The 21,885-nt window shown below is 72.1% G+C and carries 14 protein-coding genes and 1 tRNA gene; 5 read left to right on the plus strand and 10 right to left on the minus strand.

The features are described from left to right. Positions 1-256: 256 nt before the first annotated feature. The 3 genes from QRY02_RS24860 to QRY02_RS24870 all read right to left on the minus strand — a co-directional run bounded on the left by QRY02_RS24860 (position 257) and on the right by QRY02_RS24870 (position 7,122). Positions 257-3,280: a hypothetical protein gene (locus QRY02_RS24860; protein ID WP_285985262.1), complete on the minus strand. Its 3,024-nt coding sequence runs from the start codon at positions 3,278-3,280 to the stop codon at positions 257-259. Between the two features lie 16 nt (positions 3,281-3,296). After that, on the minus strand, positions 3,297-4,973 hold the full coding sequence (ettA, locus tag QRY02_RS24865) for an energy-dependent translational throttle protein EttA (RefSeq protein ID WP_013228599.1): 1,677 nt from the start codon (positions 4,971-4,973) through the stop codon (positions 3,297-3,299). 130 nt (positions 4,974-5,103) lie between these two features. Beyond that, positions 5,104-7,122, minus strand: coding sequence for a bifunctional copper resistance protein CopD/cytochrome c oxidase assembly protein (locus QRY02_RS24870; RefSeq protein WP_285985263.1), 2,019 nt, complete (start codon positions 7,120-7,122; stop codon positions 5,104-5,106). Between the two features lie 57 nt (positions 7,123-7,179). On the opposite strand from QRY02_RS24870, the gene QRY02_RS24875 reads away from it, so the two are divergent. Further along, entirely contained in the window at positions 7,180-7,818 is a 639-nt protein-coding gene (locus tag QRY02_RS24875; RefSeq protein ID WP_285985264.1) for a histidine phosphatase family protein, read from the plus strand. On the opposite strand, the gene QRY02_RS24880 is transcribed toward QRY02_RS24875, so the two are convergent. Together QRY02_RS24880 and QRY02_RS24885 are read right to left on the minus strand one after the other, a co-directional pair. Then, positions 7,792-8,979, minus strand: coding sequence for a sensor histidine kinase (locus tag QRY02_RS24880; protein ID WP_502874128.1), 1,188 nt, complete (start codon positions 8,977-8,979; stop codon positions 7,792-7,794). The two genes, QRY02_RS24875 and QRY02_RS24880, sit on opposite strands and share 27 nt — an antisense overlap. A gap of 175 nt (positions 8,980-9,154) precedes the next feature. Further along, positions 9,155-10,336 carry an MFS transporter gene (locus QRY02_RS24885; RefSeq protein ID WP_285985265.1) on the minus strand — a complete coding sequence of 394 codons (1,182 nt, stop codon included), beginning with the start codon at positions 10,334-10,336 and terminating at the stop codon, positions 9,155-9,157. A gap of 74 nt (positions 10,337-10,410) precedes the next feature. Here QRY02_RS24885 and QRY02_RS24890 point away from each other — a divergent pair, with 74 nt between their 5' ends. The 3 genes from QRY02_RS24890 (at position 10,411) to QRY02_RS24900 (ending at position 13,437) form a co-directional block, all read left to right on the plus strand. Further along, positions 10,411-11,466 (plus strand): LacI family DNA-binding transcriptional regulator, encoded by a 1,056-nt coding sequence (locus QRY02_RS24890; RefSeq protein ID WP_285985266.1) that lies wholly within the window; start codon positions 10,411-10,413, stop codon positions 11,464-11,466. 179 nt (positions 11,467-11,645) lie between these two features. After that, positions 11,646-12,020, plus strand: coding sequence for a peptidase inhibitor family I36 protein (locus QRY02_RS24895; protein WP_285985267.1), 375 nt, complete (start codon positions 11,646-11,648; stop codon positions 12,018-12,020). A 1,340-nt stretch (positions 12,021-13,360) separates the two neighbouring features. Then, a tRNA-Arg gene (locus tag QRY02_RS24900) sits at positions 13,361-13,437 on the plus strand. A 969-nt stretch (positions 13,438-14,406) separates the two neighbouring features. Here QRY02_RS24900 and QRY02_RS24905 read toward each other — a convergent pair. The 5 genes from QRY02_RS24905 to QRY02_RS24925 all read right to left on the minus strand — a co-directional run bounded on the left by QRY02_RS24905 (position 14,407) and on the right by QRY02_RS24925 (position 20,551). Beyond that, positions 14,407-15,783 carry an aminotransferase family protein gene (locus tag QRY02_RS24905; protein WP_285985268.1) on the minus strand — a complete coding sequence of 459 codons (1,377 nt, stop codon included), beginning with the start codon at positions 15,781-15,783 and terminating at the stop codon, positions 14,407-14,409. A gap of 14 nt (positions 15,784-15,797) precedes the next feature. Continuing rightward, positions 15,798-16,037: a hypothetical protein gene (locus QRY02_RS24910; RefSeq protein WP_285985269.1), complete on the minus strand. Its 240-nt coding sequence runs from the start codon at positions 16,035-16,037 to the stop codon at positions 15,798-15,800. A gap of 14 nt (positions 16,038-16,051) precedes the next feature. Continuing rightward, a complete protein-coding gene (locus QRY02_RS24915) occupies positions 16,052-17,617 on the minus strand; it encodes a GMC family oxidoreductase (protein ID WP_502874271.1) in 1,566 nt (521 codons plus the stop codon). Between the two features lie 64 nt (positions 17,618-17,681). Further along, positions 17,682-19,160, minus strand: coding sequence for an APC family permease (locus QRY02_RS24920; RefSeq protein WP_285985271.1), 1,479 nt, complete (start codon positions 19,158-19,160; stop codon positions 17,682-17,684). A gap of 14 nt (positions 19,161-19,174) precedes the next feature. Next, positions 19,175-20,551 carry an FAD-dependent oxidoreductase gene (locus QRY02_RS24925; RefSeq protein WP_285985272.1) on the minus strand — a complete coding sequence of 459 codons (1,377 nt, stop codon included), beginning with the start codon at positions 20,549-20,551 and terminating at the stop codon, positions 19,175-19,177. A 149-nt stretch (positions 20,552-20,700) separates the two neighbouring features. Between QRY02_RS24925 and QRY02_RS24930 the strand changes: the two genes are divergently transcribed. Next, on the plus strand, positions 20,701-21,876 hold the full coding sequence (locus QRY02_RS24930; protein WP_285985273.1) for an acyl-CoA dehydrogenase family protein: 1,176 nt from the start codon (positions 20,701-20,703) through the stop codon (positions 21,874-21,876). The last annotated feature ends 9 nt before the right edge of the window (positions 21,877-21,885 follow it).

Consider the following 21,885-nt stretch of genomic DNA (forward strand, 5'->3'; position numbering starts at 1 on the left):
ATCGGTTCAGTTGATCGGGCGCGCTGCCGTTCGGCGAACGCTGTCGGCCGGTCGGCGACGCCGGGGTGCGACGGATCCCACTGCGTTCGGGCCGGGGCAGGTCGGCGACGAACAGGGGTGTCTCACCGACTGGGCCCCGGCCGGGGTGAACTTGCCGCCGGGTGGGTCCCCGGGCTTGCGGACGACGGCAAAACTGTCGGTGGTCTTCGGTAGCGTGGAAAACGGGGGGCGCCCCCGCGCGGCGAGGTAGGTCAGGTCAGTCGCGCGAGCCGTGGCCGCGGGAGTCCGGGACCTCGGCGCCGTGGCCGTTGCGACCGTGGCCGTTGCGGCGGCCCGTGTTCTGGGAGTCGAGCTGCTTGACCAGCGCCGCCGCGCTGGCCGTGCCCGCCTGGTGCTCGGCCAGGGCGCGGGCGAGCAGGTCGGCGAGGCCGGCGTCGGGTGGGGGCTCGTCCTCCGCGATCGCGCGGGCGTAGCTCTCCGGGAACGGGGCCGTCGCCGGCGTCCAGTGGCCGAAGTCCTCCATCGGTTCCAGCGACGGTGGCATCCGCAGCCGCGGCAACCACGGCTCGGCTTCCTCGCGGTAGTCCGGCACCGACGGCGGTTCGTCCTCCGGCCGCGGCGGCGGGGCGAGCTCCGGCTCCGGACGCGCCGGTTCCTCGGCGCGCGGCCGGTCGGCGTCTTCCGCCCGGCGGCGGCCCCCGGCGCCCCCGGAGGCCGAGATGCCCAGGCGATCCAGCACCGAACGGGCGGCTTCCGAGCCGTGCTCGGCGTCGTGGCGCGTCGACGGCTGCGGCTCCGGCCGCCGCCCCTCGGACGCCCACGGCTCCCGCTCGGCGGCGGGCTCGGGCGCGAGCGGCAACGCCGGCGTGACGCGAGTGGGCGCCGATTCCCGTTCGGCCGCGGTCTCCCGCAGCCGCGCTTCGGCCAGCGCGGCCCAGGAGAACTTGGTCTTGCCGGGTTCCGCGGGCGGCGCCGCCTCGGGTGACGTTTCGACGGCCTCCCGACCGCCCCGCATCTCGGCCGGCTCCGATTTGAAGTCCGGCTCCGGCTCCCGCTCACGTTCCGCCGGCCGCGGCTCAGCAGGCTCGGTCCTACGCCCCGCCGGCTCGGACCGGTATTCCGGCCCCGGCTCCAGCCGAACCTCCGGCCGCAGCCCGGGAGACACCGACTCGAAGTCCGGCTCCCGGCCACGCTCGGCCGGCCGCGGCTCACCAGGCTCGGACCGCTGCTCCGGCCGCCGTCGACGCCCCACCGACTCACCAAACTCCGGACTGCGCTCCGACCCCCGTCCAGCCGCAAGCTCCGCCGACCCAAGCTCCGGCTGGTGCTCGGACCCCCGGCCAGCCCCACCCTCGGCCGACTCACCAAGTTCCGGCCGATGCTCGGAACCCCAGCCCGCCGCACGCTCCATCGACTCGGCGAGTCCCGGCCGGTGTTCCGACCCCCGCCCAGCCGCAAGCTCCGCCGACTCACCAAGCTCCGGCCGGTGCTCGGAACCCCAGCCCACCGGACGCTCCATCGACTCGGCGAGTCCCGGCCGGTGCTCGGACCCCCGCCCAGCCCCACGCTCGGCCGACTCACCAAACTCCGGACCGCGCTCCGGCCGCCCAGTCCCACGCCCCGCCGACTCAGCGAGCCCCTGCCGCTGCTCAGCCCCCCGACCAGCCCCACGCTCGGCCGACTCACCAAGCTCCGACCCGTGCCCGGCCGACCGCGGCTCGGCAAGCTCCGGCCCCCGCGCCGACCTCGTCTCGGCGGCCCCCGACCGGAACACCGGCCGCGGCTCACCGGACTCGGGCTGATCCGCCCCTCGCCCCGGCCGCGAGGCGACCGGCTCCCGCGTCGACCGCGGCTCGGCAGGCCCAGGCCTGCGTTCCGGCGCGCGCACCTCGATCGGCTCCGGCCGCCGGGGTCCCGGCGGCGGCGTGGGCTCGTCCCGTACCGCCGGCATCAACGTCGTCTCGGCCGCATCGGCGGTCACCCGCGGGCGCCCGAACGACCACGCCGGCGTCCGCTGCTCGGGCTCCGGAACCGGCTCGGCCGCGGCGACCGGGACCGGCCGCGACGGCACGCTGCTTTCGGGGGTCCGGGTGGCGGCGCCCCCGGCTCGGGGCGAAGCCCCGGACGGCACCGCCTTCAGCACCTCGTCCAAGTCCACCGAGGCCGGCTGCCCCGTGCCGAACTCGCCGGCCAGCACGCTGCACGCCTGCCGCCGGGCCCGGGCGTGCAGCTGCTCCGCCGCCCGTGAGCGGTACAGGCACGCGATGGCCTCCTCCGCCTGCCCGAACCGCTCCTGCAGCTGCGCCAGCTCCAGCCACAACCGCGCGGTGATCGCCGACAGCCCGTGCCGGTCCGTGCTCGCCACGGCTTCGCGGACCAGCTCGATCGCCGCTTCGCCGGCCCCCGCGGGCAAGTGGACGCGCGTCGCGACGGCCAGCCGCAGCCAGCCCATCGGCGCGACGCCCGCCGCCCGCACCGGCTCGGCCAGCACCGGCTCCGCGATCTCGTACGCCATTTCGGCGTCGCCGCGATCGAGCAGCGTGCTCACCAGCAGCAGCACCAGCCGGATGCGGACGAGGCCGCCGTCGTCGGCCGGGTTGTCGAGCTTCTCCAGGAAGCCGAGGCCGGTCCGGGCGGCGTCGGCCGCCGCCGTCAGGTCGCCGTGGCGGCGCCGGTGGGCGGCCGTGCCGACGCGCAGCAGCGCCCGCACCAGCAGCTGGGTGTCCGCACCCAGCGAGTCGTCGCCGACGACGAGCTTGTCCGCCTCGACGAGCACCCGGTCCAGCTCCGCCTTGCGCCCGAGCTGGCCCAGGCAGCCCACCAGGTGGCACAACGCGGCCGCGCGGTGCACCGGCGAGACCACCGGATCCGTGAGCACCGGCCGCAATGCGGCGAGGCCGGTGAGCGGCACGCCCAGGCTGCGGGCGCAGACGGCGAGGTCGATGCGCAGCCGCGCGGCGATGTCGCCGTAGCCCGCGTGCTCGGCCGCGCGCAGGGCGGCGACCGCGCGCCCGACGGTTCCCGGGCGGTCGCCGACCCGCACGCGCGCGGACACGACCAGGCTCTCGGCCCGGATCCACTGCTCGTCGGCGCTCGCCGCCTCGGCCAGCGCGGCCGCGCGCTCGCCGAGGACGAGCGCGAGCTCGGGCGCCCGCAGGTACAGGGCGTCCGCCCGCTCGATCAGCCGTCCGACTGCGGAGAGGGTTCCCCCGGCATTGGCGGAGCGCCCGCTCTCACTGCGCGAGAACGGGCCCGTCCGGTGCTGTTTGCTGGCTTCCACGGGGAAACCCGCCCCCTCAGTCGCGGGTCAGCTTGCGATGGGTGACACGGTGCGGGCGAGCAGCCTCGGCGCCCATCCGCTCCACCTTGTTCTTCTCGTACCCTTCGAAGTTGCCCTCGAACCAGAACCACTGCGCGGGGTTTTCGTCGGTGCCTTCCCAAGCCAGGATGTGCGTCGCGACCCGGTCGAGGAACCACCGGTCGTGGGAAATCACGACGGCGCAGCCGGGGAACTGCTCCAGCGCGTTCTCCAGCGAGCCCAGGGTCTCGACGTCCAGGTCGTTCGTCGGCTCGTCGAGCAGGATCAGGTTCCCGCCCTGCTTGAGCGTCAGCGCCAGGTTGAGCCGGTTGCGCTCACCGCCGGAGAGCACGCCCGCGGGCTTCTGCTGGTCCGGGCCCTTGAAGCCGAACGCGCTGACGTACGCCCGCGACGGCATTTCGGTCTGCCCGACGTGGATGTAGTCCAGCTCGTCGGAGACGACCTGCCAGACGGTCTTCTTCGGGTCGATCCCGCCGCGGTTCTGGTCCACATAGGACAGCTTGACCGTCTCGCCGATCTTGACCTCGCCGCCGTCCGGCTCCTCGAGCCCGACGATGGTCTTGAACAGCGTGGTCTTGCCGACGCCGTTCGGGCCGATCACGCCGACGATGCCGTTGCGCGGCAGGTCGAACGACAGGCCGTCGATGAGGACGCGCTCGTCGAAGCCCTTGCGCAGCTTCTCGACCTCGACCACGACGTTGCCCAGCCGCGGGCCCGGCGGGATCTGGATCTCTTCGAAGTCGAGCTTGCGGTGCTTGTCCGCCTCCGCCGCCATCTCCTCGTAGCGGTCAAGGCGCGAACGGGACTTCGTCTGCCGCGCCTTGGCGTTGGACCGCACCCACTCGAGCTCGGTCTTCAGGCGCTTCGCAAGCTTCTGGTCCTTCTTGCCCTGGACCTCGAGGCGCTCGCGCTTCTTCTCCAGGTACGTCGAGTAGTTGCCCTCGTAGCCGACGACGCGGCCGCGGTCGATCTCCATGATCCACTGGGCCACGTTGTCCAGGAAGTACCGGTCGTGGGTGACGGCGAGGACGGCGCCGGCGTAGCGGGAGAGGAACTGCTCCAGCCACAGGACACTTTCGGCGTCCAGGTGGTTGGTGGGCTCGTCGAGCAGCAGCAGGTCGGGCGCCGACAGCAGCAGCTTGCACAGCGCGACCCGGCGGCGCTCACCACCGGAGAGGTGGGAGACGCCTTCGTCCGGCGGCGGGCAGCGCAGCGCGTCCATGGCCTGCTCGACGGTCGAGTCGAGCTCCCAGGCGTCGGCGTGGTCCAGCTCCTCCTGGAGCTGCCCCATCTCCTCCATCAGCTCTTCGGTGTACTCGGTCTCCATGAGCTTGAGGACCTCGTTGTACCGGTCGAGCTTGACCTTGACCTCGCCGAGACCCTCCTCGACGTTCTGCCGGACGGTCTTCTCCTCGTTGAGCTCCGGCTCCTGCATGAGGATGCCGACGGAGGCGCCGGGCTGGAGGAACGCTTCGCCGTTGCTGGCCTGCTCGATCCCCGCCATGATCTTGAGAACGGTGGACTTACCGGCACCGTTCGGCCCGACCACGCCGATCTTGGCGCCGGGGTAGAACGCGGTGCTGACGTCGTCGAGGATGACCTTGTCCCCGACGGTCTTGCGCACCTTCTTCATGGTGTAGATGAACTCGGCCATACCCACGATCGTAGAGCGCACCTGATCGCGGCTCGACGCCGGTCACCGTCGGACTACCGAAAGTCAGCCCGAGATCACGCCGAGAGTACCGAAACGGCCGTTTTCCCGGCACCCGGACGGCGGCTCAACCTCAACTGGAACCCGAGGGTCGCTTGCCCTCGGCGAGGTTCTTCAACATCGCGTTGTAGGCGTTCAGCTCTTCGTCGCCCGTCGCCGCTTCGCGCCGGTCACGCCGCTTCGCCTCGCGCTCGTCCTGACGCGACCACTGCACCAGCAACGCGATCAGCACCAGCAGCACCGGAACCTCGCCGGCGGCCCAGGCGATGCCACCGCCGAGCCGCTGGTCGGCGAGCAGGTCGGTGACCCACGGCAGGTGCAGCTGGCCGTAGAAGGCCTGCCCGATGACCGTCTGCTTGCTCATCAGGATCACGCCGAAGAACGCGTGGAACGGCATCGCGGCGAACATCATCCCGAGCCGGCCGAGGTACGGGATCCGCCGCGGCGACGGGTCGACGCCGATCACCGGCCAGTAGAAGACGTACCCGGCGAGCAGGAAGTGCCCGTTCATCGCCAGGTGCGCCCAGTGGTAGTTCAGGGCGGTGTCGAACAGGCCGGAGAAGTACAGCGCGTAGAACGAGCCGACGAACAGCAGCAGCGCGACCACGGGGTGGGTGAGGAACCTCGACACCGGCGAATGCACGAAGGCGACGAGCCACTCGCGCGGCCCGGGCGGGGCGTCCTTGCCCGCGGCCGGCAGGGCGCGCAGCGCGAGCGTCACCGGCCCGCCGAGCACGAACAGCACCGGCGCCACCATCGACAGCAGCATGTGGTTGCCCATGTGCACGCTGAACATCGCGGGCGCGTACCGGCCGACACCCGACGACGTCGCGATCAGCAGCACCACGCAGCCGGCGATCCAGGCGACCGTGCGGCCCACCGGCCAGGTGTCGCCGCGGCGAAGCAGCCGGCGGACCCCGGCGAGGTACAGGCCGCCGAGAACGAGCGCGAGCGTGCCGTAGACCAGGTCGAAGCGGGTGTCGAAGAGCAGCCGCCACACCGTCGGCGCGCCGTCGAGGTTGTAGCCGATCAGCAGCTCGGTGGTGGACGGCTGGGTGATCGCGTCCGCCGGCGGTGGCGTCCTGGCCAGCCCGGAGGCGATGCCGATGGTGACGAACATGATCAGGATCTCGACCGAGGCCAGGCGCAGCAGCTGGGCGCCGCCCTTGCCGTCGACGAGGTTCGCGACGCCCTTTTCGCGCTGTTGGTGGCCGAACACCCCGAGCAGCAGCAGGGCCACCGTCTTGGCCACGACGAGCAAGCCGTAGTCGGTGGTGAACAGATCGTCGAGGCCGATCCGGACCAGCGCGTTGACCGCGCCGGAGAGCGCCATCACGATCCAGCAGACCAGGGCCAGCTTGGAAAACCGCTGCGCGGCCAGGCTCAGGTGGCCCCCGCGCCGGTACCCCAGCGCCAGCAGGGCGACCAGGCCGCCGACCCACAGCGCCGCGGCGACCAGGTGGAACAGCAGGCTGTTGGTGGCGACGTCGTGCGAGCCGCCGCTGGCGGAGTGCCCGGTGACGGCGACCGGGATCAGCCCGCCGACGGCGGCGAAGAACAGCACCGCCGTCCAGCCCCAGGAGAGCGCGAGCCGGCAGCCGAGCGCGACGAGGATCGCGATCAGCGCCGTCCACAGCCAGGCCTTCGGCTGTTCGATGGCGCCGACGAGGTCGAGCAGCGTCTGCGGGTCCAGGACGTCGCCGAACGGCTTGCCGGCGGTGTCGGCGGCGGTGAAGGCGACCGAGAGCAGGGCCGCGGCGAACCACACCCAGGCGGCGATCCCGGCCACGCGCAGGGCGCCGTAGCCCTCGGGCCCGAGCGTCCCGGACTTCTGCGGCGGCACCAGGAAGGCGGCCAGCAGCAGCGACCCGACGCAGATCACCGACGCGGATTCGGACACCACGCGCATGACGGTGATGCCGTACTTGGTGACCAGCCCCGGGTCGGGCAGGCCGGCGATGGCGTAACCGGCCCCGCCGGTGAGCGCGATCAAGCCGATCGCGACCACGGCGGCCAGCAGGACACCGACCACGAGCAGCGGCAGCACGCTCGCCCGGCGCTGGGTGGGGACGTCGGATTTCGTGGCGGACACGCCCCTGAGGGTATGCCCAGCCCCGGTCAGGCCCGTGTGACGGGCAGGATGGGAGCCGTGAAGATGATCCTGCTGCGGCACGCCGAGTCGCTCGGCAACGTCGACGAGCTCGCCTACACGCGGATCCCCGACCACGCGCTGCCGCTGACCGCCAAGGGAGAGCAGGAGGCCCGCGCGGTGGCGCCGGAGATCGCGCGGCTGCTCGACGGCACGCGGCCCGCGGTGTACGTCAGCCCGTACCTGCGCACCCGGCAGACGTTGCGGCTGCTGGACATCCAGGCTTCGTGCGAACGGCTCGTCCAGGAGCCGCGGCTGCGCGAGCAGGACTGGGGCAACCTGCAGGACCCGGCCGAGCAGGAGATCCAGAAGGCGCGGCGGCACGAGTTCGGGCACTTCTTCTACCGGCTGCCGTTCGGCGAGTCGGGCGCGGACGTCGACGACCGCGTCGCGGCGTTCCTCTCGGACCTGCGGATGCGCGAGGAATCTCACCCGGAGACGGTCCTGATCGTCTCCCACGGGCTCACGCTGCGGCTGCTGTGCCGGCGGCTCTTCGGCTGGAGCATCGAGCTGTTCGAGTCCCTGTCCAACCCGTTGACATGCGAATACCGCGTCCTCGAAGAGCAGGACGGCAAGTGGACGCTGGACCGCCCGTTCGCCCAGTGGCGGGACTCACCCGACGGGGAAACCCAGCTTTAGCGGCGCGGTCAGCACGACGCGGGTGCCGTGGCCGGGCGCCGAGTCGATGCGCGCGGCGCCGTCGATCTCGGCCATCCGCGCGTGGATCGAGTTCTCGATGCCGAATCCGGCGCGGCTCGCGCCGAGGTCGAAGCCGGTGCCGTGATCGCGTACGGACACCGTGATGACGTCTTCGCGTTCTTCGAGACACACCACGGCCTTCGCCGTTCTTGCGTGCTTCAAGGTGTTTCGCAGTGCTTCGCGGGTTGCGTCGTGAAGGGCGTTGACGACGGCTTCGGGGACGTCAGTGGGCTTGGCGAGCACCACGAGGTCGACGCGGAGACCGTCGGCCGTCATCTCGACGGCCAGCGCGCCGAGGCGGTGTTCGAGCCCGCCCGGCTCGGCGGGCGCGTCGCCGTCGAGGCTCAGCCGCAGCCGCAGGGCCTGCGCGCGGGCGGTGCGGCGTACCTGGTCGAGGCTGCCCCGCGGGTCGAGCGCGTCCCCAGGTGCGGGCAGCGCGAGGGACTCCATCACCTGCAGCACGGTGTCGTGGACGTCGCGGCGGTGCCGTTCCCGTTCGGCGGCCCGGCCGCGCTGCTCGCCCAGCCCGAGCGCGAACCGCATCGACCCGGCGACGAGCAGCACGATGGCCAGCGCCGTCGCGGCGGCCGCGACCAGGGCGAGCAGAATCCACGTCGCGGGCGCCGACGTGCCGGAGACCGCGGCCATGCCGTACCGCAGGAGCAGCGCGCCGGCGATCGCGACCGCCCCGGCGGGCGCGCCGCGCAGCAGGGTCCAGACCATGACCGTGCCCATGATGTTCGGCCAGGTCAGGGCGAGCAGCTCGGGTGACTGCGCCGCGAACACGGCGGCGGCGAAGCTCGTCACGAGCGTGTACGCGGTATCGGCGGCCAGAACCGGCCGGATTCCGGTGGCCCGGCGGAAGACCCAAGCGACTTCGAAGAGGTTCGGCACCAGGTATAGGGCGATCGCGACCCAGAGCACCGGCGCGCTCAGCGGGCCGCCGGACCAGACGGCCTGCAGGAACAGCGCCAGCCGGAACGCGACCGGCACCAGCACGAGCCGTGGCACGGCGTCTCGCACGAGCGTCAGTCCCGTGCCGCCGAACCGCCCGCCCCGGCCGGCGAGCGCCCCCGCGCCGCCGAGCAGTACAACCCTCACGACGTCCTCCCCGGATCAAGGCCCCTACCTCGATCAGCCGACCTGAAATTGAAACGTCGCCGTATTCATTTCAGTTTACCGACGGGGTTCAGCTTGCCTCGCGCACCAGAGGACTGTCAACGCCCGCGCCGTGGCGGAAATGCGGGCCGCGGCACGGATTTCGGACCCGGAACGGCTATCGGCCGACCATGGCTTCCGCGTCCTCCCGCCGTCGCGACCGCCGGGCGGCGACCGCGGCGGGCAGGATCAACGCCGCGACGAGCGCGACGAAGACGAACGCCACGTCGTAGTCCGTCGCCTGCGCGATGCCGCCGACGATCGGCGGGCCGCCCAGGAAGCCGGTGTAGGCGACAGCGGTGACGAAGCCGATCTCGCGTTCGCCGCCGGTGCCGTCGCCGCGCTTCCCGGCGTCCCCGGCGAGGCTGAGCGCGAGCGGGAAGGACGCGGCGAGGCCCGCGCCGGCCAGCGCGAACCCGGCGTAGCCGACGGCGGCGACCGGGATGGTGGCCGCGGCGACCAGGCCGGCCGCGGCGAGGGTGGCGCCCGCGGCGAGGCAGCGCGTCGGGCCGAACCGGCGTTGCGCCCACGGGCCCGCCAGCCGGGTCAAGCCCATGACCAGCTGCAATCCCGCGAACGCGAGGGCCGCGGCGCCCTGGCCGACCCCGCGCTCGACCGTCATCAGCAGCGCCGACCAGTCCGACGACGCAGCCTCGGCGATGGCCGAGCACAACGCGACCGCGGCGAGCAGCCACAGCACCGGCCGCCGGATCGGCGCCCGCGCCGGCGTGCCGACGGGTGCTTCGGCGTGCTCGGGACGGATGCCCGGAACGGCCCGGATCACCGCGGCCAGCACCAGGACCGCGACGACGGCGGCCACGGTGAGGTGCCGCGCCGGGGACCAGCTGTGGCCGGCGGCGAGGCCAGCGGCCAGCGAACCGGCGAGCGCGCCGAAGCTGAACCCGGCGTGGAACACGGACATCACCGGCTTGCCGAGCCGGCGTTCGACAGCGACGCCGGCGACGTTCATCGCGACGTCGAGCATTCCGACGCTCGCGCCGATCACCAGCAGCGCCCCGGCCAGCAGCGGGACGGTGGGCGCGAAGCCGATCAGCACCAGCGAACCGGCGGCCATCGCGGTGCTCCCGGCGACGACCGCCCGGGCGCCGGCCCGTTCGATCAGCCGCCCGGACACCGAGGCGGCGGCGAGCATGCCGACGCTGGCACCGAGCAGGGCCAGGCCGAACACCCCGGGTGAGGCGTGTACCTGCGCGGTCAGCGCGGGCGTGCGTGACGCCCACGACCCCAGCGCGAGCCCGTTGAGGGCGAACACGGTGAACACCGCGATCCGGTCCCGCATGGGCCCCCCTTTCGTGCTCCCAGCGTGACTTAAGCGCTTCAGAAAGTCCACCGGCCGGTGGTTAGACTGCGCGGATGACCCGGCGCCGCCGCCCCACGCTCGACGACGTCGCCGGCGCCGTCGGCGTCTCGCGCGCCACCGTCTCGAACGCCTACAACCGGCCCGACCAGCTGTCCGCCCGGCTCCGGGACCAGGTGCTGCGGGTGGCGGCCGAGCTGGGCTACCCCGGTCCGGACCCGACCGCGCGGAGCCTGGCGACCAGCCGCACAGGCGCGATCGCGGTCCTGCTGGACACGTCGCTGTCGATGGCGTTCTCCGATCCCGCGCTGTACCTGACGCTGGACGCGCTGGCGCGGGTGATCGACCCGCGCGGGCACGCGCTGCTGCTCCTGCCCGGCGGCGAGCACGGCGGGCCGCCCGCGGACCGCGTGCTCACCGCCCAAGCCGACATCGCGATCGTGTACTCGCTGCCCGACGGCGCTCCTTCGCTGGAAGCCGTGCGCGCGCGGGGGCTGCCCCTCGTGGTGATCGACCAGCCGCTGCTGCCCGGCACGGCGCGGGTCGGCTGCGCGGACCGGCTCGGGGCGGCGCTGGCCGCGCGGCACCTGCTGGACCTGGGGCACCGGCGGTTCGGGGTCTTCGCCGCGTGCAGCCACCTGCGGCCCGGCGGGGGCCGGCTGACCGTGGCCGAGGCCGCGGCCGCGCCCTTCCACGACGTCCGCGAACGACTGGGCGGCTACCTGGACGAGCTGGGGTCGTGCGAGGTCGTCGTCGAGGAGGCCGCCGGGCTGAGCGCGGAGAGCGCGATGGCCGGCGCGTTCGCGCTGCTCGGGGCGTCACCGCGGCCGACGGCGGTGCTGTGCATGTCCGACCAGCTCGCGCTGGCGGTGCTCGCCGCGGCCCGCGAGCTGGGGATCAACGTGCCGGGTGAGCTGTCGGTGGCCGGTTTCGACGACAGCCCGCCGGCTTCGTGGTCCTCGCCGCCGCTGACCACGGTCCGGCAGGACCTCGTGGCCAAGGGCCGGATCGCCGGGGAGCTCGCGCTGGGCCTGCTGGACGACGGTTCGGCACCGGCGCCGGTCGAGGTGCCGGTTTCGCTCGTGGTGCGCGGCAGCACGGGGCCGGTCTAGCACCATCTCCGGCCGTTTGCGAGGCCTTTTGCTGCATCTGTGGACAACTGCTCCGCCGCCGGCCAGTTGTCCACAGAATCAAAACAGCGGGCTGACAAACCCACCCCCGCCCGCCAATCTGGAATCACACGTTCACCGCGGCCACCACGAAAGCCGCGATTCCGGAGGGGAAATCCACCATGTCTTCACGTCGTCTTCGTTCCCGCCTGCCGCACCTCGTTGTCCTGGCCATGGTCGGCCTGCTGACCAGCGTCGGAGCCGCCCACGCGGGCACCGATCCGGGCTGCCGCAAGGGCGAGTTCTGCCTGTGGCCGTCCGATGCCTACGCGGGCAAAATCCAGCGTTTCGACCTGCGCACGGCCAATACCGAGGAATGCCTGCCACTGCCCGAAGGATTCGACGGGTCGTCGTTCGCGAACCTGATGACCCGCGACGTCACGGTGTACCAGGACGAGGAATGTTCGACCGAGGGAGATTTCGTCACCTATCCGGGTGGCGGCACGTTCGTCCCGGACGCACCTTTCCTGGTCCGCGGCATCCAGATCTGGGAGTGAGGCAGTGACGCGCTGACCCGGGCCCGCACAGCCGCCCGCTCCAAGGGGGGAGCCGGCTCGCGGCGGCGGCCGGGCCCGACCGGGGCCGCTCCCCCGAAAGCGGCCCCACCCGTGGGCGCACCCCAGCGGCGGGGCGCGCCCACGGGCCCCACTTTCCGGCAGGCCGCACGGACTTCACCGCCGCCGGGAGCGTTCCCGGCACCACTGAGTTCCTGGCCCCCGCCCCCCTCACAATCCGCCCTCGCTTGCGCGCTCTGACTCGTCCGACCACGGGGTCCCGAGCCTGGCAGTGTGCCTGAGACCCGCACAACCCACCCGGCCTGCGCGCCCCGCCCCGTCCCACCGCACGATTCTCAGGTCGGCAGCATGCCCGCCCGCGCAACTCGCACGCTCCGACTCACCAACCCACAGGAGCCCCGGGCCCGGCAGCACGCCCGGCCCTCGCAACCCACCTGGCCTGCACCCTCCGCCCCGTCCCACCGCGGGGTTCCGAGCCCGGCAGCACGCCCGACCCTCACACCCCAAACGCTCCGACCCACCAACCCACAGGAGCCCCGGGCCCGGCAGCACGCCCGGCTCTCCCAACCCACCTGGCCTGCACGCCCCGCCCCGTCCCGTCCCACCGCGAGTCCCGAGCCCAGCAACATGCCCGACCCTCACAACCCAAACGCTCCGACCCACCAACCCACAGGGCCCCCAGGCCGGGCAGCATGCCCGGCCTCGCAACCCGCCCCATCCGGACCTCACCGGACGCAGCCAGCCCAGGCGGACAGCTGAACCCGCCGCGGCCAGCCGACCAGCTCGCGCGAGATCGGGGCCACACCGACCGCTCGCCCCGGGCGGCCCACCCGGGCGCAACGAAGCCGGGAGGCGCCGCACCAGCCGGGCAGACCACCCACAGCAACCGTTCGCACACAACGAGCCCCGTCGCCACCACGGGATCGGCCACACCGGCCGAAGTCCACTGGCGACCACCGCCCCGCTTTCGGAAAGGCCGACGCAGCCATGCTCTTCGCCCCACCACCAGCCACGCAGCCGTCCGCCGGGTCCTCGATTCCCCCGTCTGAGGCGCCTTTCCGCACGTCCTCCTCCTCCCACCCGGCCGCCGTCTCACCCGACCGAGTGGCGGCCGTGGTCCACACCACCGCCGCCCGTGGCCGTGCCGTCACGCTCGCGCGTCGGAGCGTTGCCCCGCCGTGACATCGGCGCCGCCCAGTTTTTTCGAATCAAGTCGAACGAGACCTGAAACGATTCGCCGGTGTCGAACGATCGAGAGGATGGCGACGACTAAGCTGCCGGGGCCGGGCGACCGGTACGGGCGGGACAGGTCGTCGGCGCGGGCCCTCGTAGCTCAGCTGGATAGAGCAAGAGCCTTCTAATCTCTAGGTCGCAGGTTCGAGTCCTGCCGGGGGCGCCACCAGGGAAGACGTCGTGCGCGGTCGCGCACGACGTGCCCGGGACACGTGACCGGGCCCACATCGCAGCTCGCCTTTCCCGCCGTCGCGCTCCCACTGTGGACGGTGACGGCCCGTTTTCCCTCACGGCGCGCACAGGTCCGGACGACCCATCGCGCGAGCGGCCAGGTGGCCCAACGAACCCGGGCCGAGTTCGTATCGAGACAGCCTTGTTACCAGGGAGCAAATCCGCCGCTCGCGCTTCCCCGCAATCGGGCGATCACGCCCAGCAATGATCCGCGGATCGAGCGGCAACAACACGATCGAGGGACACGTTTCCCCGGCAAAGGAGGCGGAGACACCACCATGGACCACAGCGAAGTCGGTGGACGGCATCGGCGCCGGCGCACCAACAGCGTCACGCGCGCGGCGATGGACGAAGCACGGCGCGCAGGGCTCGTCCAACGGCACCTCACGAAGCTGCAGCACCTGACGGCCCGGGCGATCGCTGTCCAGTCCCCGGCGCCCGGCGACGGCCATCCCGCCAGGTCGGGAGCACCACGGCCAGAGGCAGCCGACCGCTTGCCGATGGACAGCCGGCAGCAACCCGCCGATCACGCGGGATCGTCCACATCGGAGGCCGCCTGAGCCGTTGGCCGGTAGAGGCGCGAATACCCGCGACAGCCGGTTCGGGCGGGTGCGCTGATTCCACTGTGGCGCCTGGGGCCGACGTCCGGAGTGTTGCCGTCGAGTTCTCCTGTGAGGCAAGGACTTCGTCTTGGTCGGCGAGCAGTTTCCGCCCTGATGCGCAGGCACGAACTGCTGCGCGCCGAGGTGCCGCCGTTCGAGATCACGGCGCCGCCGGCCGGCTGAGCACGTCCGGGTCCAGCCTGCCTTCGAGTTCGAAGGCAGGCGTGCGGGACCGCGACCGATCAGTACGCGTACTGGATCTCCGTCAGCGGGGACTCGGACGTGCTCACCACGGTCCTCCCTCAGTCGGCGAGGCTGCCGTCGGCGCGGAAGCGGGAGACGACGTCGATGACGGCGTCGGTGGCGCGGCGGGCCTCGGCCTCGGTGATCACCAGCGGGGGTGCGAGGACGAGCATGTGCCCGTACGGCCGGGCGATGACGCCGTGCCGCTTGCGGATCTCGAAGCAGACGCGCTCGACCGGCGCCCACTCCTGCGGGATCTTGTGCTCGCGGTCGCTCACCATCTCCAGCCCGGCGAGCGAGCCGACGACGCGGATGTCGCCGACGGTGGGCAGGTCGGCGGCCGGAGCGAGGCCGGTGCGCAGCCAGTCCGCGATGGTGTGCGCCTTCGGCACCAGCTGCTCGCGCTCGATGATGTCGATGGTGGCGAGACCGAGCGCGCAGGCCACCGGGTGGCCCTGGAAGGTGTAGCCGTGGAAGAACCCGCCGGTCTCCAGCAGGCCGTCGGCGATCTCGTCGGTCATCAGCGTGGCGCCGAGGGGGATGTATCCGCCCGCGATGCCCTTCGCCATGGTGATCATGTCCGGGCGCATGCCCCGGACCTCCGACTCGAACCACGAGCCGACCCGGCCGTACGCGGTGACGACCTCGTCCGCGATCAGCAGGATCCCGTTGCGTGAGAGGACTTCGCGCACCCGCGGCCAGTAGTCGGCCGGCGGTTCGAGGACGCCGCCGCCCGCCATGACCGGCTCGCCGATCATCGCGGCGATGTTGCCCGCACCGATCCGCTCGATCGTCTGCTCCAGCTCGACGAGCAGGAAGTCGGTCTGGTCCTGGCCGCCGAACATCTCCGGGCGGTACGAGTTGGGCGGGGTCAGCTTCTCCACGTGCGGCAGGTTCGGGCCGACTCCCTCCTGCATCGGGGGGAAACCGGTCGCCGTGCCGCTGCCGTAGGCGGCGCCGTGGAACGAGTAGTGCCGCGACAGGATCCACGTGCGGTCCGGCTCGCCGCGCCGGTGGTGGAACAGCCGCGCCGCCTTGATCGCGGTTTCCACCGACTCGGACCCGCCACTGGTGAAGAACACCCGGTCGATCCCCGCCGGGGCCAGCCCGGCGATGCGCGCGGCGAGGTGGATCGCCTTGTCGTTGGAGAACTCGAGCAGGCTGGTGAAGTACTCCAGCTCGGTGATCTGCTTCGCGGCGACCTCGGCCAGCTCCTTGCGGCCGTGGCCGAGCGGCGAGTGCCAGACGCCGCCGCCGGCCGCGTCGAGCAGCTCGTTGCCGCGCGCGTCCCACACGGTGCAACCCTCGCCGCGCACGATCACCACGCGGTCGTGGATGTCCCCGCGCTGCATCGAGCGGAACAGGTGCCGGCGGTCGAGTTTCTCCAGCTCGGCCGCGGCCTCGGCGACAGACGGAGTCTGAGGTGAGATGGTCACGTGCTTCTCCAGTTCTACGCCGGGGACTTGGGCAGTGCCGGACGGCCGAGCGGCGAGTGCCAGACGCCGCCGCCGGCCGCGTCGAGCAGCTCGTTGCCGCGCGCGTCCCACACGGTGCAACCCTCGCCGCGCACGATCACCACGCGGTCGTGGATGTCCCCGCGCTGCATCGAGCGGAACAGGTGCCGGCGGTCGAGTTTCTCCAGCTCGGCCGCGGCCTCGGCGACAGACGGAGTCTGAGGTGAGATGGTCACGTGCTTCTCCAGTTCTACGCCGGGGACTTGGGCAGTGCCGGACGGCCGAGCAGCAGGTCGGCCGCCTTCTCGCCGATGGCGATCGCGGTGGCGTTCGGTGCGCCGCGGCCGGGGGTCGGCATCACGGACACATCGGCGACGCGCAGGCCGTCGACGCCCTTGACGCGCAGTTCGGGGTCGACGACCTTGCCGATCGAGCAGGTGCCGGTGCCGTGGAAGATCGAGTGCGTGTATGCCCGGACGTACGCGCGGACGTCCTTGTCCGAATCGGACTCCGGTGCGCGGTAGTGCGTCTTCGTGTACGGCGAAAGTGCTTGCTGGCGCGCGATCTCCATGCCGATCCGGACCCCGGCGACGGCCACGTCCAGGTCGCCGTCGGCGCTGAAGTAGCTGTGCTGGATCTTCGGCTTGGTGGTCGGGTCGTTGGAGTCGAGGGTGACCGCACCGCGGCTGCCCTGGGTCAGCAGCACCGGGCCGTAGGTGATCGCGTGCCCGGTCGGCAGGCCCAGGCCGCTGTCGGCGAACATCAGCGGGCCGGTGAAGAACGCGACATCCGGCGCCGGCAGGCCGGAGTCCGTGCGGACGAACCCGCCGCACTCCGGCCCGTTCGAGGTGAGCGGGCCGGTGCCGTGCTCCTCGAACTCCTTGAGGTACTGGGGTTCTTCGGCGATCAGCAGGCTGACCGGCAGGTCGTGGCTGTAGATCAGCGGCACGATCGGGTGGTCCTGCAGGTTCGCGCCGACCTCGGGGTTGTCGACCTGCACGTCGATGCCCAGCAGGTTCAGGTGGTCGGCCGGGCCGATGCCGGAGTGCATCAGCAGGTGCGCCGAGTTGTATGCGCCGCCGCTGAGGATGACTTCGCGTTCGGCGCGGATGGTGACCATGTCGTCGCCGCGGTGCCCGGTGACGCCGACCGCGCGGCCGTCCTCGATCAGCACGCGGTGCACCTGGAGGTGGGTCTCCAGGGTCAGGTTCGGGCGGCCGAGCGCGGGGTGCAGGTACGCGACGGCGGTGCTGCACCGGCGGCCGTTGCGCTGGGTGACCTGGAAGAAGCCGAAGCCGTCCTGGGTCTTGCCGTTGAAGTCCGTGTTCTCGTCGAACCCCGCCTGCAGCGCGGACTCGATGAAGGCCCGCGACTGGATGTTCTTCGAACGGCCGTCCGAAACGGACATCGGGCCGCCCGTGCCGTGGAACTCGTCGGCGCCGCGCTCGTTGTCCTCGGACCGCTTGAAGTACGGCAGGATCTCGTCGTAGGTCCAGCCCGGCTGGCCCCAGCCGTCGTAGTCGAGCTTGTTGGCACGCAGGTAGAGCATCGCGTTGATGGAGCTGGTGCCGCCGAGCACCTTGCCACGCGGGTGGAAGATGCGGCGGCGGTTGAGCTCCGGCTCCTCGTGGGTGTCGTAGTCCCAGTCGTAGCGGGTGCGGAACAGCTCGCCGAAAGCGGCGGGGATGTGGATGTTCTCCGCGGTGTCGTACGAGCCTGCCTCGATCACGCACACCGTGACGTCCGGATCCTCGGAAAGGCGCGCCGCGAGCACGCAGCCCGCCGAACCCGCGCCGACGATCACGTAGTCGTACATCCGGTCCTCCATGGTTGAAGTCTGCAACGGGCTGGGCACGGGGAACGTCTGGCGGAGATGCGCGTCAGGCGGCCAGTTCGCCGGGCTTCGGCTCGGGCTCGCGCACGAGCTCGAGGTGGCCGGAGCGGACCTCGGCGACGGCGATCCCCGCGTACCGCTCCGGCCTGTTCGCCTTGAGCCACAAGGCATAACCGAAGCCGGCGACGGCGACCGCGAGCAACAGCCACGGCAGCGAGTTGACCACGGCGCTGTCGGTCCCGGTCAGCAGCGGGAAGTTCGTCACCAGCAGGACCGCCGACGCACCGAGCCCGAGCGCGCCGAGCGCGGGGGCGAGCTTGGTCCGCCACCAGTGGCCGTCCGGGCGCTTGCGGAAGAACCCGATCACGGAGACGGCCGCGAACGCCTGCAGCACCACGATCCCGAGCGTCCCCACCCCGAGCAGGCTGGTGGCGAGGTTCGTGTACGGGTCGAGCCCGCCGGCCGCGAACGCTCCCACCACGACGACCGTCAGGGCGCTTTGGACGATGCTGGCGCGGTGCGGTGACGCGTGCTTCGCGTGCACCCCGCCGAGCCAGCCGGGGAGCACCCGTTCCCGGCCCAGCACGAAGGTGTAGCGGTTGGTGGCGTTGTGGAGCGCGAGGAGCGCGGCGAGCGTGCTGGTGCACAACAGCACCTGCATCACCGAGCCGAGCACCGGTGAGACGTAGTCGGAGCCCAGCGTGAGGAACAACCCGCCGAGCTGCTCCCCCGCCACCTGCGGCACCTGGTCCGCGCCGATGCCACCGACCGCCACCCAGCTGGTCAGCGCGTAGAAGGCGGCGATCACGACGACCGACGCGTACGTCGCCCGCGGAACCGTCTTGCGCGGCTCCTTCGCCTCTTCACCGTAGAGCGACGCGGATTCGAAGCCGATGAACGACATGAAGGCGAACATCATCGTCACGCCGATGGCGCCGGTGAACACGGTGGACGGCTGGAACGCCGTCAGCGGCAGCGCCTGCACGCCCTTGTGGCCGATGATGAAGACGTCGAGAATCGCGAGCACGCCGATCTCGGCGACCATCAGCACGGCGAGCACCTTGGCGGAGACGTCGATCTGCCGGTACCCGAGCACGGCGACGACCGCTATCGCCAGCGCCGACCAAGCTTCCCACGGGAGAACGAGCCCGTAGGCGTCCGCCGTCAGCTTCGTGAAGTAGCCGAAGGTCCCGGCCAGGCCGATCGACGCCGCGTTGTACGACAGCACCGCGACCAGGCCGCCCGCGACGGCCGGGGGTTTGCCGATGCCCAGCGAGAAGTACGTGTAGAAGCCGCCCGCGTTGACCACCCGGCGGCTCATCGCCGCGTACCCCACCGAGAAGCAGAGCAGCACGATCCCGGCGAAGACGAACACCGCGGGCACGCCCGCGCCGTTGCCCAGGGTGAAGGCGAGCGGCACCGTGCCGACCACCGCGGCCAGCGGCGCGGCGGCCGCCACCACCAGCAGCACGATCTTCGGTGTGGTCAGCACACCGCGCAGACCGGGCGTCTTTTCCTTGCTCATGGTCAACTCCAGTGTCAGGCTGCGCGGCGGAGCCGGGGGCCGGGCTCCGGCCGGCTGTCCCCGGCGGGGGTGCGCGGGGTGCGGAGGGTGCGGAGCACCATGCTCGGGCGCATCAGGCTCTGCGGCGGGTCGACCAGCCCGGCCACGCGCAGGAACGCCTCGCCGAGCCTGGCGTCGTGGGTGGCCGCGGTCTGCAGGCGCGCCGTGAAGGCGTTGCCCATCCGGACCTTCAGCGTGCGCTTGCCCTCGACCTCCGGGAACGCGAGATCGCCGCCGGCGGAGATCTCCCACGGCACGTCGACCACCTTCGCGATGTCCTTGAAGAACGCGCGCGGGTCGGGGATGCCGGCCTGGAGGTGCTCGCGCAGGGTCAGCGCCTGCAACGCCGCCGACGCCATGCCCTGGCCGTAGACCGGGTTGAACGAGCACACCGCGTCGCCCGCGACCAGGAACCCCCGCGGAAGCCGGGGCAGCTTCTCGAAGCGGCGGCGCTGGCTGGCCGGGTACTTGAAGGTGACCGGGGCGCCGATCGGCTCGGCGTCCACGATGGCGTCGTGGACATCGGGCACCGGCAGCGACTTCGCGAAGGCGAGGAAGCCCTCCTCGTCGGTGGGCGGGTGGTCGCCGAGGATGCCGGTGAGCGACAGCATTCCGAGGCCGCCGCCCAGGGTGTGCAGGAACGCGCCGCGCGGGTTCGCGGGGGTGGCGACGGGGTTTATCGACATGTCGCCCCGGAACGGGTCGACGTCGAAGCGGTACCTGCGGCTGGTGTAGGCGAGCCCCACCTTGACGCGGTCCTCTTCGACGTTCCCGTAGCCCAGGGACGCGAGCCAGCCGGGTGCGCGCGAGCCCTTGCCGGTGGCGTCGACGACGAGGTCCGCGTCGAGCACCTCTTCGATGGCGCCGGGGCCGCGGCCCTGCACGCGGACGCCGGTGACGCGGTCCGGGCCGGCCGCCGCGACCGGGCCGATCACGTCGGTGCTGTCCACGAAGGTCACGTTGCGGATCGCGCGGACGCGCCGGCGCACGTGGTCCTCCAGCACCGGACGCGCGACGCCGACCAGGCGCAGGCCGGTGTGGGACGGGCGGATCCGGTGCCCGTCGAAGTACCAGCGGACCTGCCCGCCCAGGTCGCCGACCGGGATGTCCGCGGCGATCAGCTCGGCGGTGAAGCCGGGGAAGAAGTCCTCCAGGATCTCCTGGCCGCGCGCCAGCAGGCCGTGCGCGTGCCGGCCCTGCGGCACACCGCGGCGGCCTTCCCGCACCCCGGCGAGCGCGTCGCGGTCGACGACCAGCACCTCGGTGAAGACGTCCGACAGCACCCTGGCGACGAACATCCCCGCCATGCTGCCGCCGAGCACGATCGCGCGGTCTCCGACATGACTGCTCATGGACGTCCTCTCCTCGGGCTGAAGGAATCCTCACACCGCGTGAGCGCGGGCAGCGTCTTCATGATTGCGCCCGTCGCGCAACGCTGGAGACGCTCCGCGCGGGGGCCGGTGCGACGTTGGGAGACGGCCATCGACCGAGGAGGACCCCAGTGACCGACGTGCCGAGCCACGAAGAACTCGTCAGCAGGGCGACCGAGCTGGTGCCCCTGCTCCGGAAGCACGCCCAGTGGTCGGAGGAGAACCGGCGGTTGCACGAAGAGGTCGTCGAAGGGCTGGGCGCGGCCGGGTTCTTCAAGATGCGCGTCCCGCGCCGCTACGGCGGTTACGAGGCGAGCGCGCGCACGGTCGTCGAGGTCGCCGCCGAGCTCGGCCGCGGCGACGGCGCCGTCGGCTGGACGCAGCAGGTGTGGTGGATCCCCGGCTGGATGGTGGGCCTGTTCCCCGACTCCGTGCAGGACGAGGTGTACCGGACGCCGGACGTGCGCGTCTGCGGCACGCTCAGCCCGAGCGCGATGGCGACGCCGGTCGACGGCGGGTACCTGGTCAACGGCAAGTGGGGCTTCATCAGCGGCGCGCTGCACAGCCACTGGCAGGAAATCATCGCGCTCACCCCGTTGCCGGACGGCCAGATGATGCCGGTCATGGGCTTGGTCCCGATCTCCGACGTCGAGATCGTCGACGACTGGCACACCATGGGCGTGCGCGGCTCCGGCAGCGTCACCACCGTCGCGAAGGACCTGTTCGTCCCCGCCGAGCGAACCCTCCCGCTGCCCGCGATCCTGCAGGAGCAGTACGCGTCGGCGCTCAACGCGGACCTGCCGATGTACAAAGCGCCGCTGCTCGCGGTCGCCGCGGCCACCACCGTCGGCAGCGTGCTCGGCATGGCGCGCGGCGCGATGGAGGCGTTCATGGAGCGCCTGCCGGGCCGGAAGATCACCTACACCAGCTACGACGACCAGCGCGAGGCGCCGATCACGCACCTGCAGCTGGCCGAGGCGTCGCTGAAGATCGACCAGGCCGAGTTCCACAGCTACCGGGTCGCCGACCTGCTCGACGCCAAGTCCGCGGCCGGCGAGCCGTGGAAGATCGAGGAGCGCGCCCGCGCCCGCGCCGACGTCGGCGTCGTGTGCCGGCTCGCCAAGGAGGCCGTCGACCTCCTCTTCGGGGCCAGCGGCGGTTCGTCGATCTACGAGTCGGTGGCCATCCAGCGCATCGCGCGCAACGTCACCACCGCCAACCTGCACGCCCTGATGTACCCGCCCACCGCGTTCGAGCTGTACGGGCGGGTGCTCGCGGGCCTCGAACCGAACACCCTCTACATCTGATCCGCGCCG

It is taken from the genome of Amycolatopsis sp. DG1A-15b (genome assembly GCF_030285645.1).
Lineage (GTDB): Bacteria > Actinomycetota > Actinomycetes > Mycobacteriales > Pseudonocardiaceae > Amycolatopsis.